The organism is Streptomyces sp. NPDC100445 (genome assembly GCF_044759735.1).
Classification (GTDB): Bacteria; Actinomycetota; Actinomycetes; order Streptomycetales; family Streptomycetaceae; genus Streptomyces.
On the sequence record NZ_JBIVZV010000020.1, the window covers coordinates 21051 to 36057 of the forward strand.

General features: G+C 72.2%; 10 protein-coding genes. 6 read left to right on the top strand and 4 right to left on the bottom strand.

The features are described from left to right. The first annotated feature begins 8 nt into the window (after positions 1 to 8). Together ACIQVT_RS34360 and ACIQVT_RS34365 are read left to right on the top strand one after the other, a co-directional pair. Positions 9 to 1616 carry a glycoside hydrolase family 13 protein gene (locus ACIQVT_RS34360; RefSeq protein ID WP_403763582.1) on the top strand — a complete coding sequence of 536 codons (1608 nt, stop codon included), beginning with the start codon at positions 9 to 11 and terminating at the stop codon, positions 1614 to 1616. Positions 1617 to 1671: 55 nt separating this feature from the next. Beyond that, positions 1672 to 3849, top strand: coding sequence for a discoidin domain-containing protein (locus ACIQVT_RS34365; RefSeq protein WP_403763585.1), 2178 nt, complete (start codon positions 1672 to 1674; stop codon positions 3847 to 3849). Positions 3850 to 3957: 108 nt separating this feature from the next. Here the strand turns inward: ACIQVT_RS34365 and ACIQVT_RS34370 are convergent, their stop codons facing one another. Then, positions 3958 to 5280 (bottom strand): toll/interleukin-1 receptor domain-containing protein, encoded by a 1323-nt coding sequence (locus ACIQVT_RS34370; RefSeq protein WP_403763588.1) that lies wholly within the window; start codon positions 5278 to 5280, stop codon positions 3958 to 3960. Positions 5281 to 5556: 276 nt separating this feature from the next. On the opposite strand from ACIQVT_RS34370, the gene ACIQVT_RS34375 reads away from it, so the two are divergent. Both ACIQVT_RS34375 and ACIQVT_RS34380 read left to right on the top strand, forming a co-directional pair. Beyond that, complete coding sequence (locus ACIQVT_RS34375; protein ID WP_403763591.1) at positions 5557 to 7617, top strand: phosphocholine-specific phospholipase C; 2061 nt, start codon at positions 5557 to 5559, stop codon at positions 7615 to 7617. A 55-nt stretch (positions 7618 to 7672) separates the two neighbouring features. Then, positions 7673 to 8506, top strand: a complete 834-nt coding sequence (locus ACIQVT_RS34380) for a phospholipid scramblase-related protein (RefSeq protein ID WP_403763594.1) — start codon at positions 7673 to 7675, stop codon at positions 8504 to 8506. An 87-nt stretch (positions 8507 to 8593) separates the two neighbouring features. Here ACIQVT_RS34380 and ACIQVT_RS34385 read toward each other — a convergent pair whose 3' ends face one another. Beyond that, complete coding sequence (locus ACIQVT_RS34385) at positions 8594 to 9724, bottom strand: hypothetical protein (protein WP_403763597.1); 1131 nt, start codon at positions 9722 to 9724, stop codon at positions 8594 to 8596. Then, positions 9721 to 10521, bottom strand: a complete 801-nt coding sequence (locus tag ACIQVT_RS34390; RefSeq protein WP_403763600.1) for a phosphatase PAP2 family protein — start codon at positions 10519 to 10521, stop codon at positions 9721 to 9723. Before ACIQVT_RS34390 ends, ACIQVT_RS34385 begins: the two co-directional genes overlap by 4 nt. A gap of 246 nt (positions 10522 to 10767) precedes the next feature. On the opposite strand from ACIQVT_RS34390, the gene ACIQVT_RS34395 reads away from it, so the two are divergent. After that, a complete protein-coding gene (locus tag ACIQVT_RS34395; protein WP_403763603.1) occupies positions 10768 to 11382 on the top strand; it encodes a TetR/AcrR family transcriptional regulator C-terminal ligand-binding domain-containing protein in 615 nt (204 codons plus the stop codon). Positions 11383 to 11544: 162 nt separating this feature from the next. On the opposite strand, the gene ACIQVT_RS34400 is transcribed toward ACIQVT_RS34395, so the two are convergent. Beyond that, complete coding sequence (locus tag ACIQVT_RS34400; RefSeq protein WP_403763641.1) at positions 11545 to 12498, bottom strand: heme o synthase; 954 nt, start codon at positions 12496 to 12498, stop codon at positions 11545 to 11547. Between the two features lie 390 nt (positions 12499 to 12888). On the opposite strand from ACIQVT_RS34400, the gene tkt reads away from it, so the two are divergent. Next, positions 12889 to 14976 carry a transketolase gene (gene tkt / locus ACIQVT_RS34405; RefSeq protein ID WP_403763606.1) on the top strand — a complete coding sequence of 696 codons (2088 nt, stop codon included), beginning with the start codon at positions 12889 to 12891 and terminating at the stop codon, positions 14974 to 14976. The last annotated feature ends 31 nt before the right edge of the window (positions 14977 to 15007 follow it).

The window sequence follows — 15007 nt, forward strand, 5'->3', positions numbered from 1 at the left end:
CACGCTCCGTGGGACAGCCCCGCCATGCCCCCGAGGACCCCGACTGGTGGCGCACGGCCGTCATCTACCAGGTGTACGTCCGCAGTTTCGCGGACGGTGACGGCGACGGCACCGGAGACCTCGCGGGCGTCCGCTCCCGGCTGCCGTACCTCGCCGAACTAGGCGTGGACGCCCTGTGGTTCAGTCCCTGGTACCCCTCGCCCATGAAGGACGGCGGCTACGACGTCGCCGACTACCGCGCCATCGACCCGGCCTTCGGCACCCTCGCCGAGGCGGAGAAGCTCATCGCCGAGGCCCGCGACGCCGGCATCCGCACGATCGTCGACATCGTGCCCAACCACGTCTCCGACCGCCACCCCTGGTTCCGGGCGGCACTCGCCGCCGGCCCGGGCAGCCCCGAGCGGGAGCTGTTCCACTTCCGGCCGGGGCGCGGCGCGCACGGCGAACTCCCGCCGAACGACTGGCCGTCGCAGTTCGCCGGCTCCACCGCACCGGTGTGGACCCGGCTGCCCGACGGCGACTGGTACCTGCACCTGTTCACCCCCGAGCAGCCGGACCTGAACTGGGCCCACCCGGCCGTCCGCCGGGAACACGAGGACATCCTGCGGTTCTGGTTCGAACGGGGCGTCGCCGGAGTCCGCATCGACTCCGCCGCCCTGCTCGCCAAGGACCCCGGCCTGCCCGACCTGGCCACCGGACCGCGACCGCACCCCTTCGTCGACCGCGACGAACTCCACGCCGTCTACCGCTCCTGGCGGCGCGTGGCCGACGAGTACGGCGGTGTCTTCGTCGGCGAGGTCTGGCTCCCCGACCCCGAACGGTTCGCCCGCTACCTGCGCCCCGACGAACTCCACACCGCCTTCAACTTCACCTTCCTCACCTGCCCCTGGGACCCCGCACGGCTGCGCGCCGCCATCGACACCACCCTCGCCGAGCACGCCCCCGTCGGCGCCCCCGCCACCTGGGTGCTGTGCAACCACGACGTCACCAGGACGGTCACCCGCTACGGCCGCGAGGACACCGCCTTCGACTTCGCCACCAAGGCCTTCACCACGCCCACCGACCTGGCGCTCGGCACCCGCAGGGCACGCGCCGCGGCCCTGCTCTCACTGGCGCTGCCCGGCTCGGTCTACCTCTACCAGGGGGAGGAACTGGGCCTGCCCGAGGCCGACGTCCCGGCCGACCGGGTCCAGGACCCCATGTACTTCCGGTCCGGTGGCACCGCCCCCGGCCGCGACGGCTGCCGCGTCCCCCTGCCCTGGGCCGAGGACCTGCCGCACGCGGGTTTCGGCGCCCACGCCGAGCCGTGGCTGCCGCAGCCGGCCGACTGGCCCTCGTACGCCGTCGACCGCCAGCGGCGCGACCCGGACTCCGTGCTCACCCTCTACCGCCGGGCCGTCGCCCTGCGCCCGGAGTTCGGCGACGGTCCCCTGACCTGGCTGCCCGCCCCCGACGGCGTCCTCGCCTTCTCCCGCCCGGGGGGAGCCCTGTGCGTGGTGAACCTCGCGCCCACGCCCGCCGTCCTCCCCCCGCACTCCCGGCCGCTGCTGACCAGCGGCCCGCTGGACGGCGCCGGCCGGCTGCCACCCGACACGGCGGCCTGGCTGCGCGCCTGAGCCGCCCCGTACGCACCCCGCTATCCCCGCACCCCCACCACGAAGGGATCAGCACATGCACCCCAGTACCGCCGGACACGTCAGGCGCATGCCGGCCGTCGGAGCCGCCGTCGCCCTCGCCGCCGGCATGCTCGTCACCCTCGCCCCGGCCGCCCACGCGGCGCCGGGCGCCACCCTCCCCTTCACCTCCGTGGAAGCCGAGTCGGCCACCACCACCGGCACCCGCGTCGGCCCCGACCTCACCCAGGGCTCCCTCGCCTCGGAGGCCTCCGGCCGGCAGGCCGTGCGCCTCGCGGCGGGCCAGCGGGTGGAGTTCACCGCGCCCCGCGCGTCCAACGCGCTGAACATCGCCTACAACGTCCCCGACGGTCAGTCCGGCACGCTCGCCGTGTACGTCAACGGCACCCGCCTCGCCCGGACCGTCCCCGTCACCTCCAAGTACTCCTACGTCGACACCGGCTGGATCACCGGCTCCCGCACCCACCACTTCTTCGACAACGCCCGGCTGCTGCTCGGGCGGGACGTCCAGGCCGGCGACAAGGTCGCCGTGGAAGCGGCCGGCACCCAGGTGACCGTCGACGTCGCCGACTTCGAGCAGGTCGCCCCCGCCGCCACCCAGCCCGCCGGCTCGGTCTCCGTCGTCTCCAAAGGCGCCGACCCCACCGGCAACACCGACTCCACCCAGGCGTTCCGCGACGCCATCGCAGCCGCCCAGGGCGGCACGGTGTGGATCCCGCCGGGCGACTACCGCCTCACCTCCTCCCTGAGCGGCGTGCAGAACGTGACGCTCCAGGGCGCCGGCGACTGGTACTCCGTCGTGCACACCTCCCGCTTCATCGACCAGACCGCCTCCTCCGGGAACGTCCACATCAAGGACTTCGCGGTCATCGGCGAGGTCACCGAACGCGTCGACTCCAGCCCCGACAACTTCGTCAACGGCTCCCTGGGCCCGGGCTCCTCCGTGTCCGGCATGTGGATCCAGCACGTGAAGGTCGGCCTGTGGCTGACCGGCAACAACGACAACCTCGTGGTGGAGAACAACCGCATCCTCGACACCACCGCCGACGGCATCAACCTCAACGGCAACGCCCGGGGCGTCCGCGTCCGCAACAACTTCCTGCGCGACCAGGGCGACGACGCCCTCGCCATGTGGTCCCTCTACTCCCCGGACACCGGCTCCAGCTTCGAGAACAACACCATCTCCCAGCCCAACCTCGCCAACGGCATCGCCGTCTACGGCGGCACCGACATCACCGTGCGCGACAACCTGGTCTCCGACACCAACGCCCTCGGCAGCGGCATCGCGATCTCCAACCAGAAGTTCATGGACCCGTTCAGCCCGCTCGCCGGGACGATCACCGTGGACGGCAACACACTGGTGCGCACCGGCGCCATGAACCCCAACTGGAACCACCCCATGGGCGCCCTGCGCGTCGACTCCTACGACAGCGCGATCAACGCGACCGTCGACATCACCAGTACGACGATCATCGACAGCCCCTACAGCGCCTTCGAGTTCGTCTCCGGCGGCGGTCAGGGCTACCCGGTCCGCAACGTCGCCGTGACCGGCGCGACGGTCCGCAACACCGGCACGGTCGTCGTCCAGGCCGAGGCGCAGGGCACGGCCACCTTCAAGAACGTCACCGCCACCCAGGTCGGGGCGGCCGGCGTCTACAACTGCCCCTACCCGGCGAACTCCGGCGCCTTCACCCTCACCGACGGCGGCGGCAACTCCGGCTGGTCCACCACCTGGTCCGACTGCTCCACCTGGCCCCAGCCCGGCCAGGGCAACCCCGAACCCGACCCGAACCGGAACCTCGCCAAGGGCCGCCCGGCCACCGCCACCGGCTCGCAGGACGTCTACACGCCCGGCAAGGCGGCCGACGGCGACGCGAACACGTACTGGGAGTCCACCAACAACGCCTTCCCCCAGTCCTGGACGACCGACCTCGGCGCCCCGTACGCCGTACGCCGACTGGTCCTGAAACTCCCGCCGTCCACAGCGTGGGGCGCCCGCACCCAGACGATCACCGTGCTCGGCAGCACGGACGGCTCAACCTTCACGACCGTGGCCGCGGCGCACGCCTACCGCTTCGACCCGGCCACCGGCAACACGGTGACCGTCCCCCTGCCCACCGGCACCAGCCTGCGCCACCTACGCCTCACGGTCACCGCCAACACCGCCTGGCCGGCCGGCCAGTTCAGCGAGGTGGAGGCCTACACGACACCTTGATCCCGGAGCGTGCCGGGTCATCGGCCGGCGGCCGGGAGGAGGCAGCGGGGCGGACCGTCACCTGTCCGCCCCGCCGCTACCGGCAGGTGCCTCCTGCCAGGGGCGGGGTCAGCCGCACATGGCCAGCAGGGCGTCCACGGACGCCTTGAGCTTGTAGGCCGCCAGCTGCTCCGCCCGGCTCGGGGCCGGCTCCACCGGGATGGCGTCCGACAGGTCGACCTCGTACAGTTCCTTGCGGTGCGGCACGTGGTCCGGCGGGGCCAGCAGGACGACGGTGAGCCACGGGAAGTCCGCGCGCAGCGAGCGGGCAACCTCGGCGACCGCGTCCAGCGGGTAGTCGGCCAGGCTGACCACGAGGTAGTCGCTCACCCCTTCGGTGGGGTGCATGTCGGCCGGCGTCCCCCAGGCCGGCGGCACCTTGAAGACCTGGAAGAGCTGCTGTCTGCACGCTTCGAGGAGGGTCTCCGCCACGGGGCGTTCGTCGACGGGGAGGTCGTCCTGCTCGTCCAGCACGCCCACGCTCCAACTGTGCGGGCGGACGTACAGCGCACGCTGCACGTGGTGTTCCGCCATCCAGCCCTCGTGAGCCGCGAAGACGACGGTCCGGCCGCGGACCCCGCTCTCGCGGACCTCGGGGAGGAAGCACCGCGCGGCGGCGGCGTTCACCCAGCCGGGCATCAGCTGCTCGGCCAGGCCCCTCATCGAGGAACCGTCGAGGATGGCCCTCAGTTCACCGAGCGCCTGGGCGAGCAGGGCGCCCTGTTCCGCGGCGGCGGTCATCAGGCGGAAGGCCAGCAGCAGGTCGGAGCCGACGCGCGCCCGGAGCTGGGCGAGTTCGATGCCGTCCATGTGCAGTGCCCGCGCGGCGTTCACGACGGCGGACGCGCTGCGCTTGCTCGCCCGGTCGAGGTAGGCGGCGATCCGCCGGGCCCAGTCGGCGGTGTCGGCGCAGGTCGGGACGTCCCCGACGTGCGCGAACTCCCGCAGGGCCCAGTCGACGAGGTGACCGGGGTCCGCGTCCGGCCCGGGGACCGGGTCGAGCGGCGCGGTCCTGTCCTCGATGCTCGCCTGGAGGGTCATCAGGGGGCCGAACCCGTGCTTCCTGGCCTCCCGGGAGGTGACCCCGCCCAGCAGGACCGGCAGGACGTGCGGCAGGCTGTGCATGTGGTAGCGCGACATGAGGATGTCGCTCTCGCGCCGCACCCACTCCGAGCCCTCCACGGTCTTGGGGCCCAGCAGGACGATCGCCGCGTCGCACGTGTACAGCTCGAAGTAGACCTCGTCGGACCAACGGTCGCCGTTGCGCAGGCTGTCCATGTCCACGAAGACGCTGTAACCGCGCTCCTCCAGCTCGGGCACCAGGCGTTCCAGGGCGTCCTTGACGCACGCGTCCCTGCCCGCGCCGTGACTGACGAAGACCCGTAAACCCATGCCCCCGGCCCCCATGTGCCTGCCCCGGGCAACGCGAGGCCGCCCGTTCCTCCCTGGACCCAAGATGTGACGCGCCGTCAGCCGGAAGGTCAGCGGAACCGGCAAACACCGTGCACGGCGCACCCGTCCGTCCCGCCCCTGCCCGTACCGCCGACTTTCACGCGGGCGCCACCGGACCCTTCCCTGACGTTTGCTGCTCTTGGAACACTCGCTCCGCACACATTCCGTCAGTCGGCGGGTGTGCGGACGTACGCCAGGACGAGAGGACCCTCACCCATGCCCGAAGTCAACCGGCGGCGCTTCCTCCAAGTGGCCGGTGCCTCGACGGCGTTCACGGCGCTGTCCGGCAGCATCCAGCGGGCGGCGGCGCTGCCCGCCCACTACCGCACCGGATCGGTGGACGACGTCGAGCACATCGTCGTCCTGATGCAGGAGAACCGTTCCTTCGACCACTACTTCGGCTCGCTGCGCGGAGTCCGGGGCTTCGGCGACCCCCGTCCGGTCACCCAGAACGGCAGGTCCGTCTGGCGGCAGTCCGACGGCACCAAGGACGTCCTGCCCTTCCACCCCGACGCCGACGATCTGGGCCTGGCCTTCATCCAGGACCTCCCGCACGGCTGGAACGACGGACACACCGCGTTCAACGGCGGTAAGTACGACAAGTGGGTGCCCGCCAAGTCCGCCACCACGATGGCGTACCTGACCCGCGACGACATCCCGTTCCACTACGCCCTCGCGGACGCCTTCACCATCTGCGACGCCTACCACTGCTCGCTGATCGGCTCCACCGACCCCAACCGCTACTACCTGTGGTCGGGCCACACCGGCAACGACGGCAAGGGCGGCGGCCCGGTCCTCGGCAACGAGGAGGCGGGCTACAGCTGGACGACGTACCCCGAGCGCCTGGAACGGGCCGGGGTCTCGTGGAAGATCTACCAGGACGTCGGCGACGGCCTGGACGCGGCCGGCTCCTGGGGCTGGATCAACGACGCCTACCGCGGCAACTACGGCGACAACTCGCTGCTCTACTTCGACCAGTACCGCAGCGCCCGGCCCGGCGACCCGCTGTACGACAAGGCCCGCACCGGCACCGACGCCCGCAAGGGCGAGGGCTTCTTCGACCGGCTCAAGGCGGACGTCCAGGGCGACCGGCTGCCGCAGGTCTCCTGGATCGTCGCCCCGGAGGCCTTCACCGAGCACCCCAACTGGCCCGCCAACTACGGCGCCTGGTACGTCTCGCAGGTCCTGGACGCGCTCACCTCCAACCCGGAGGTGTGGGGCAGGACGGCGCTGCTGATCACCTACGACGAGAACGACGGCTTCTTCGACCACGTCATCCCGCCCTACCCGCCGGCCTCCGCCGCCCAGGGCCTGTCGACGGTAGACCCGGGACCCGACCTGTTCAAGGGCGACGCCACGCACGCCGCCGGCCCCTACGGGCTGGGGCAGCGGGTGCCGATGCTCGTCGTCTCCCCCTGGAGCAAGGGCGGTTACGTCTGTTCCGAGACGTTGGACCACACCTCGGTCATCCGGTTCATCGAGCGCCGCTTCGGTGTGCGCGAGCCGAACATCTCGCCCTGGCGGCGGGCCGTCTGCGGCGACCTGACCAGCGCCTTCGACTTCTCCCGCAAGGACACCGCACCCGTCGCGCTGCCCTCCACGGCCGGCTACCGGCCGCCGGACGGCGCCCGCCACCCGGACTACGTCCCCAAGCCGCCCGCCCACCCCGCCCTGCCCGGGCAGGAGCCCGGCGGCCGGCCCACCCGCCCGCTGCGGTACGCGCCGGTGACGGACGGTTCCGCGGACACCGCGGCCGGCCGGTTCACGCTCACCTTCGCCTCGGGGGCGCAGGCGGGCGCCGTCTTCCTCGTCACGTCCGGCAACCGCGCCGACGGGCCCTGGACGTACACCACGGAGGCCGGCAAGAGCCTGTCGGACACCTGGAACTCCGCCTATTCCGGCGGCACCTACGACCTGACCGTGCACGGCCCCAACGGTTTCCAGCGCGTCTTCCGGGGCCGCAACAAGGTGGCCGGGCCCGAGGTCACCGCCCGGCACACCGGTGACGACGTCCAGCTCACGTTCACCAACAAGGGTTCGGGGACCGTGAAGCTGACGCTGGCCGACGGCTACGGCGGTGCTCCCGTGCCGGTGACCGTGCGGGCGGGCGCGACCGTGCTCAGGACCGTCGGTCTGGCGGCGAGCAGGCGCTGGTACGACCTGACCGTCACCTGCGACACCGACCCGGCCTTCGTGCGCGGTTTCGCCGGCCACGTGGAGAACGGGCTGCCCGGCGTCAGCGATCCGGCCATCGGTCACCCGGTGAACGGGCGGTGAACACCGCTCCGTGCGGACTGGTCAGGTACCGGTCAGAGCAAGGTAGTGTGCCCCGGTGACCACGCAATCAAACACCCCGGCAGGCTGGTACCCGGATCCGCACGGGGCGGTCCGGACGCTCCGTTACTGGGACGGCGCGCAATGGACCGAGCACACCAACCCGGTGCAGCAGTCCGCGGCACCGGTGCCGCCGCAGGCCCCGGCCGCGCAGGGCGCCTTCCCCCAGCAGCAGACGCCTGACAGCAAGGTGCAGCGGCAGGCCGGCGTCACGGCCGGCGGCCCCGGCGGCGGCACCCTGTTCACCGAGCCCGTCCTGGTCGTGAACCAGAAGGCCAAGCTGATCGAGCTGACCAACGAGTACAAGGTCATGGATCAGAACGGCCACCAGCTGGGGTCGGTCACCCAGGTCGGGCAGGGCGTGCTGAAGAAGATCCTGCGCTTCGTCTCCAGCCTCGACCAGTTCATGACGCACCGGCTGGAGATCCGTGACGCCCACGGCGTGCCGCAACTACTGCTGACCCGCCCCGCCAAGATCTTCAAGTCCCGGGTCGTCGTGACCCGTCCGGACGGCTCGCCGGTCGGCGAGATCGTCCAGAAGAACGTCTTCGGCAAGATCAACTTCGCGATGACGGCGGACGGCCGGCAGGTCGGCGCGATCAAGGCGGAGAACTGGCGGGCCTGGAACTTCGCGATCGTCGACCACGCGGACAACGAGGTCGCCCGGATCACCAAGACCTGGGAAGGCCTCGCCAAGACGCTGTTCACGACCGCGGACAACTACGTCCTCCAGATCCACTACCAGCTCCCCGAGCCGCTGGTCAGCCTCGTGGTGGCCACGGCGCTGACGGTGGACACCGCGCTCAAGCAGGACTCGCGCGGCTGGGGCTGACCGACCGGGCGGGAAACGGGTGCGGCCACGGCGGCCGGTGCCACGCGGATGCCCTCCGCGCGCACCGGCCGCCGTCGGCGTACGCGGTCACAGCGCCGTGAGGTGTCCCGGCTGCTCCGGCTGCCGGGGCAGCAGCCCCGGCTCGGCCGTCGCCGTCGCGGGCCGCAGGGCCAGCACCGCCGCCACCGGGTGCTCGTCGTCGACGGTGTGACCGGCGTGGCCGGCGTGAGCGGAATGACCGGCGTACCCGGCCTGCCCGCCTAGTCCGCCGAGCCGCGGGTCGAGCCGCCGATCCGGCCTTGCCGCGGGCCGCCCGTCGAGCCACCCGTCAGGTCGTCCGTCGGGCCACCCGTCGGGCCGTGCGTCGAGCGGTGCGGGTTCCCGCGCGGGGACGGCCGCGGGGGTCGCCCGCGTCAGCAGCACCACGCCCGACGCGGCCAGCGCCGCACCGGCCAGGGCCAGCAGCACCCCGCCGGCGCCGCCCCTGAGGCCCTGTCCCAGCAGGGTGAGGCCGATCACCGCGGCGGCCATCGGGTTGGCGAGGGTGACGACGGCCAGCGGGGCGCCGAGGCCGCCGCGGTATGCCGTCTGCGACAGCAGCAGCCCGCCCACCGCGAACGCGGCGACGAGCACGGCCACGACGATCACCTCGGTGCCGACCGCCGGCCCGGACCGCTTGGTGGCCGCCACGGTCACCGTCTGGGTGAGCGCCGAGGCGACACCGGAGGCGAAGCCGGACGCGGTCGCGTGCCGCAGGCCCGGCCGGGCGCCGGGGCGTGACAGCAGCCCGATGGCCGCGGCCGTCGAACCGGCGACCGCCAGGGCCTCGGTCAGCGACAGCACCCGGTCCGGAGCCGGACCGGAGGCGGCGACGAGCAGGGCCCCGAGCCCGAGCAGGGTCAGTGCCGTGCCGCGCCACTCCACCGCGCTGACCCGCCGGCCGGCCGCCCGCGCGCCCAGGGGGACCGCCGCGACCAGGGTGAGGGCGCCCAGGGGCTGTACGACGGTCAGCGGGCCGTACTTCAGGGCGACGACGTGCAGCAGCGCGGCGACGGCGTTCAGGCCGACCGCGGACCACCAGGCGCCGGTGCCCAGCAGCCGCAGCAGGCCGGTGCCCGCACTGCGCGCGGCGAGTCGTTCCTGGGCGACGGCGGCCAGCGCGTAGGCGACGGCCGACACGAGCGACAGGGCCAGGGCCAGGGTCGCGGCGGCGCTCATCGGGCCGCTCCCACCAGGACGGGTTCCGGCGTGGCGAGCCGGCCGGGTCCGTGCCCGGCCGCGACGGCCGTGTGCCGCGGCGGGTGGATCACCGCGAGGGCCAGGGCGAGCATCGCCGTGGCGACGAGGGCGTCCAGCCAGTAGTGGTTCGCCGTACCGGTGATCACCAGCAGGGTGAGCGCCGGGTGCAGCAGCCAGAGCGCGCGCCACCGGGACCGCGTGGCCGCGATCAGGCCGACCGCCACCATCAGCGCCCAGCCGAAGTGCAGCGAGGGCATGGCCGCGAACTGGTTGGAGAGGTGGTCGCTGGACGGCGGTCCGTACACGGACGGCCCGTAGATCCGCGCGGTGTCCACCAGGCCGGTGCCGGTCAGCATCCGGGGCGGGGCCAGCGGGAAGGTGAACGGCAGCACGAGGGCGGCCGTGGTGACGGCGGCGAGGACCCGGCGGGCCCAGACGTAGTGCGCGGGCCGCCGCACGTAGAGCCAGACGAGGAACGCGACCGTGGCCGGGAAGTGGACGGTCGCGTAATAGGTGTTCGCCAGGTGGACGAGGGTGTGGCCGTGCAGCAGCGCGGACTGCACGTCGTTCTCGTGGGGGAGGTGCGCGGCGCGTTCCAGGTGCCACACGTGGCGGGCATTGCGGAAGGCTTCGGCGGTGTGGCCGACGGCCAGCCGCCGGCCGAGCTTGTAGACCAGGAAGAGTCCCGCGACCAGCAGGAACTCACGTATCAGGGGCGGGCGTGCCGGGATGTCCGGCTCCGCCTTCGCCCCCGCAGGCTCGGTTCGGGCATTCATCCCCCGGCCCCTTCGCTGACGGTGGTGCGTGTGGTGGTGCGTGCGCGTCCCGGTGTCAGGTCCCTGCCGGACCCGGAATCGATCGATACGTCGCCGTACCGATACGCCAGTGTACCGATACGGTTCGGTACCGGTACACTGGTGTATCGATTGAGGTGCGACACACTGGAGACGGGCCGGTCACCGGCCCGACCGCGGTGGGTCGCCCCGCCGGACGGGCCGAACACGAGTGAGGGGAAGCAGCGCATGACGTCGCAGGCCGCGGACGAACCGGAGACGGTCGTCGCCTCGCGCCGCTCCAAGATCACGCCGGAGCGTGAGCGGGAGTTCTTCGACGCCGTGCTGGAACAGATCCGCGAGTGCGGCTACGACTCCGTGACCATGGAGGGCGTCGCCGCCAGCACCCGGTGCAGCAAGTCCACGCTCTACCGGCAGTGGAAGACCAAACCGCAGTTCGTCGCGGCCGCGCTGCGCGCCAACCGCCGGGTGCGTTTCGCCGGCATCGACACCGGTTCGCTCGCCGAGGACCTGCGCCAGGCCGCGCGGGCCGCGGGCGACTGGTCCGGCAAGGACACCCGGCTGCTCCAGGCCCTCGGGCACGCGGTGACCGCTGACCAGGAACTGGCGCAGGCGCTGCGCGAGGCACTGGTGCTGCCCGAGATCGCCGCGCTGGAGGAGATGCTGGCCCGGGGCGTGGCCCGGGGCGAGGTCCCCGCGGAGAACCCGGCCCTGGCGTACGTGCCCGCCATGATGTTCGGCGTCCTGCGGGTGCGGCCGGTGCTCTGCGGCCAGTACGCCGACTCCGACTACCTCGCCGGTTTCGTGGAGGCCGCCGTGCTGCCCGCACTCGGACTCACCTGAACCCAGGCCGCCGTTCACGGGATGACTGAACGGTGGTCTGACCGCGCCGCACCGTGGGGACGGGGGCGGCGCGCACCCCCCGGGGGGGGGGGGGGGGGGGGGGGGGGGGGGGGGGGGGCCCCCCCCCCCCCACCCCTCCCGTCGGCGTCCGCGGGGTCCGGCTCAGCGCAGGAAGGGGTCCACCGCGACCGCCACGAACAGCAGCGAGACGTAGGTGATCGACCAGTGGAAGAGCCGCATCTCCTTCAGCTTCCCGCCGGTGACCTCGGACCGGGCCCGGTTCTGGAGCGCGTGCGCCTCCCACAGCCACCAGCCGCCCGCGGCCAGCGCGACGGCCGTGTAGAACCAGCCGGTGTAACCGAGCGGGGTGAGCAGCAGGGACACGGCGACCATGACCCAGCTGTAGAGGACGATCTGCCGGGCGACGACCTTGTTGGAGGCGATGACCGGGAGCATCGGGACGCCCACGCGCGCGTAGTCGTCCTTGACCTTCATGGACAGCGGCCAGTAGTGCGGCGGCGTCCAGAAGAAGATGACCAGGAAGAGGATGAGCGGGGCCCAGGAGAGGGAGTCCGTCACGGCCGACCAGCCGATCAGGACCGGCATGCAGCCCGCGATGCCGCCCCACACGATGTTCTGGGACGTACGCCGCTTGAGGAGCATCGTGTAGACGACGACGTAGAAGAGGAGCGCGCCGAGGGAGAGCCAGGCCGACAGCCAGTTGACGGTCAGGCCGAAGAGCAGGGTGGAGACGACCGCGAGGGTGACGCCGAAGGCCAGGCACTCGCGCGGACCGACCATGCCGGTCACCAGGGGCCGCTGGGAGGTGCGGTCCATCAGGGCGTCGATGTCCCGGTCGATGTACATGTTCAGCGCGTTGGCGCCGCCCGCGGAGAGGTAGCCGCCGACGCAGGTCAGCAGGACCAGCTTCAGGTCGGGCACGCCCTGCTGGGCCAGGAACATCACCGGGACGGTGGTGATGAGCAGCAGCTCGATGATCCGTGGCTTGGTCAGCGCCACGAACGCCTTGACACGGGCCCCGAACGGCCGGTGAACCTGGCCCTGGCTCGCACCGAGCACACCCGGTGGACGGGATTCGACGGCCGTCACGCACACCCCTGACAGAGACATCCCAGCGAGCCGCCCCATGGGAAGCGGGGTCGAGGGCTCGCGCGTACCACGCCACTTTAGACGTTGCCCATACCCCGTCCTTCGCGGGGGTGGGGTCGTGTTGACGGGGCGGCCGGCGCGGACGGTCGGACGTGCGTACAGGGGCTCGATTGAGCAGTCAGATGAGCGGCTCCGTATTCATGTGCCACATGCCTTCCCGGCCAGTCGGGAGGCGGATCGCACCGACTCCCGGCAGTCTGTAAACACTCGAAAAAACGCACGTCCTCACGGGGGTAGGCTCGACAGCGGCCGGTGGGCGACAAGCACGCCGGCGGCCGGGTGGGCGCATGCCCCGACGACCGGCGACCGACATGTGGAGAGGAGCCCTGACCCAGGGTGAGCACCAAGCCGACCACCACAGACCTCGAGTGGACCGAGCTGGACCAGCGGGCCGTCGACACCGCCCGCGTCCTGGCCGCAGACGCCGTACAGAAGGTCGGCAACGGCCATCCCGGTACGGCGATGAGCCTGGCCCCGGCCGCGTACACGCTCTTCCAGAAGGTGATGCGGCACGACCCGGCGGACCCGGAGTGGGTCGGGCGCGACCGCTTCGTGCTGTCCGCCGGCCACTCGTCCCTGACCCTCTACACCCAGCTCTACCTGGCCGGCTTCGGCCTGGAGCTGGACGACCTGAAGTCGTTCCGGACGTGGGGCTCCAAGACTCCCGGCCACCCCGAGTACGGGCACACCCGGGGCGTGGAGACCACCACCGGTCCGTTGGGCCAGGGCGTCGCCAACGCGGTGGGCATGGCGATGGCCGCCCGCTACGAGCGCGGCCTGTTCGACCCGCAGGCGCCCGCCGGCGAGTCCCCCTTCGACCACTTCGTCTTCTGCATCGCCGGTGACGGCTGCCTCCAGGAGGGCATCTCCGCCGAGGCGTCCTCCATGGCCGGCCACCAGAAGCTCGGCAACCTCGTCCTGCTCTGGGACGACAACCACATCTCGATCGAGGGCGACACCGAGACGGCGGTGTCCGAGGACACCGTGAAGCGGTACGAGGCCTACGGCTGGCACGTCCAGCGGGTCGCGCCCCAGGAGAACGGCGACCTGGACCCGCAGGCGATCTTCGCCGCGATCCAGGAGGCCAAGCGGGTGACCGACCGGCCGTCCTTCATCGCGATGCGCTCCATCATCGCCTGGCCGGCCCCGCACGCGCAGAACACCGAGGCCGCGCACGGCTCGGCGCTCGGCGAGGACGAGGTCGCGGCCACCAAGCGCGTCCTCGGCTTCGACCCGGAGAAGACCTTCGAGGTCGCCGACGAGGTGCTCGCCCACACCCGCGAGGCGCTCGACCGGGGCCGGCAGGCCAAGGCCGAGTGGGAGAAGTCGTTCCAGGAGTGGCGGGACGGCGACGCCGAGCGCGCCGCCGAGTTCGACCGGATCGCCAAGGGCGAGCTGCCCACCGGCTGGGAGGAGAAGCTCCCGGTCTTCGAGCCCGGCAAGGCCGTCGCGACGCGCGCCGCCTCCGGCAAGGTGCTCCAGGCGCTCGGCGCGGTGATCCCCGAGCTGTGGGGCGGCTCCGCCGACCTCGCCGGCTCCAACAACACCACGATCGACAAGGACAGCTCCTTCCTGCCGGAGGGCAACCCGCTGCCCGAGGCCGACCCGTACGGCCGCACGATCCACTTCGGCATCCGCGAGCACTCCATGGGCGCCGAGCTGAACGGCATCACCCTGCACGGCAACACCCGCGTCTACGGCGGCACCTTCCTGGTGTTCTCCGACTACATGCGCAACGCGGTGCGCCTGTCGGCGCTCATGCACCTGCCGGTGACGTTCGTGTGGACGCACGACTCCATCGGCCTGGGCGAGGACGGTCCGACCCACCAGCCGGTGGAGCACCTGGCCTCGCTGCGCGCGATCCCCGGCCTGAACATCGTCCGCCCGGCGGACGCCAACGAGACCGCGATCGCCTGGCGCGAGATCATGCGCCGCTGGACCAAGGAGTTCGGCAAGGGCCAGCCGCACGGCCTCGCGCTGACCCGCCAGGGCGTGCCCACCTACGAGCCCGACGAGAACGCCGCCCGCGGCGGTTACGTCCTGTTCGAGGCCGACGGCGGCGAGGCGCAGGTCATCCTGATCGCCACCGGTTCCGAGGTCCATGTGGCCGTGGAGGCGCGTGAGCGGCTCCAGGCCGACGGCGTTCCCACCCGGGTCGTGTCGATGCCGTCGGTGGAGTGGTTCGAGCAGCAGGACCAGGGGTACCGGGAGTCCGTGCTGCCGCCGTCCGTGAAGGCCCGAGTCGCCGTGGAGGCGGGCGTCGGGCTGACCTGGCACAAGTACGTCGGGGACGCCGGCCGCATCGTCTCCCTGGAGCACTTCGGCGCGTCCGCCGACGCGAAGGTGCTCTTCCGGGAGTTCGGGTTCACGGCCGAGAACGTGGCCGCCAAGGCGCGGGAATCCCTCGCCGCCGCACAGCGCTGACGCCCACATACGACACGTAGGAGATGTAATT

Excerpts from the sequence above, each read along its gene's own strand:
- ACIQVT_RS34365 (WP_403763585.1), top strand. The coding sequence starts at position 1,672 with ATGCACCCCAGTACCGCCGGACACGTCAGGCGCATGCCGGCCGTCGGA.
- ACIQVT_RS34370 (WP_403763588.1), bottom strand. The coding sequence starts at position 5,280 with ATGGGTTTACGGGTCTTCGTCAGTCACGGCGCGGGCAGGGACGCGTGC.
- ACIQVT_RS34375 (WP_403763591.1), top strand. The coding sequence starts at position 5,557 with ATGCCCGAAGTCAACCGGCGGCGCTTCCTCCAAGTGGCCGGTGCCTCG.
- ACIQVT_RS34385 (WP_403763597.1), bottom strand. The coding sequence starts at position 9,724 with ATGAGCGCCGCCGCGACCCTGGCCCTGGCCCTGTCGCTCGTGTCGGCC.
- ACIQVT_RS34390 (WP_403763600.1), bottom strand. The coding sequence starts at position 10,521 with ATGAATGCCCGAACCGAGCCTGCGGGGGCGAAGGCGGAGCCGGACATC.
- ACIQVT_RS34395 (WP_403763603.1), top strand. The coding sequence starts at position 10,768 with ATGACGTCGCAGGCCGCGGACGAACCGGAGACGGTCGTCGCCTCGCGC.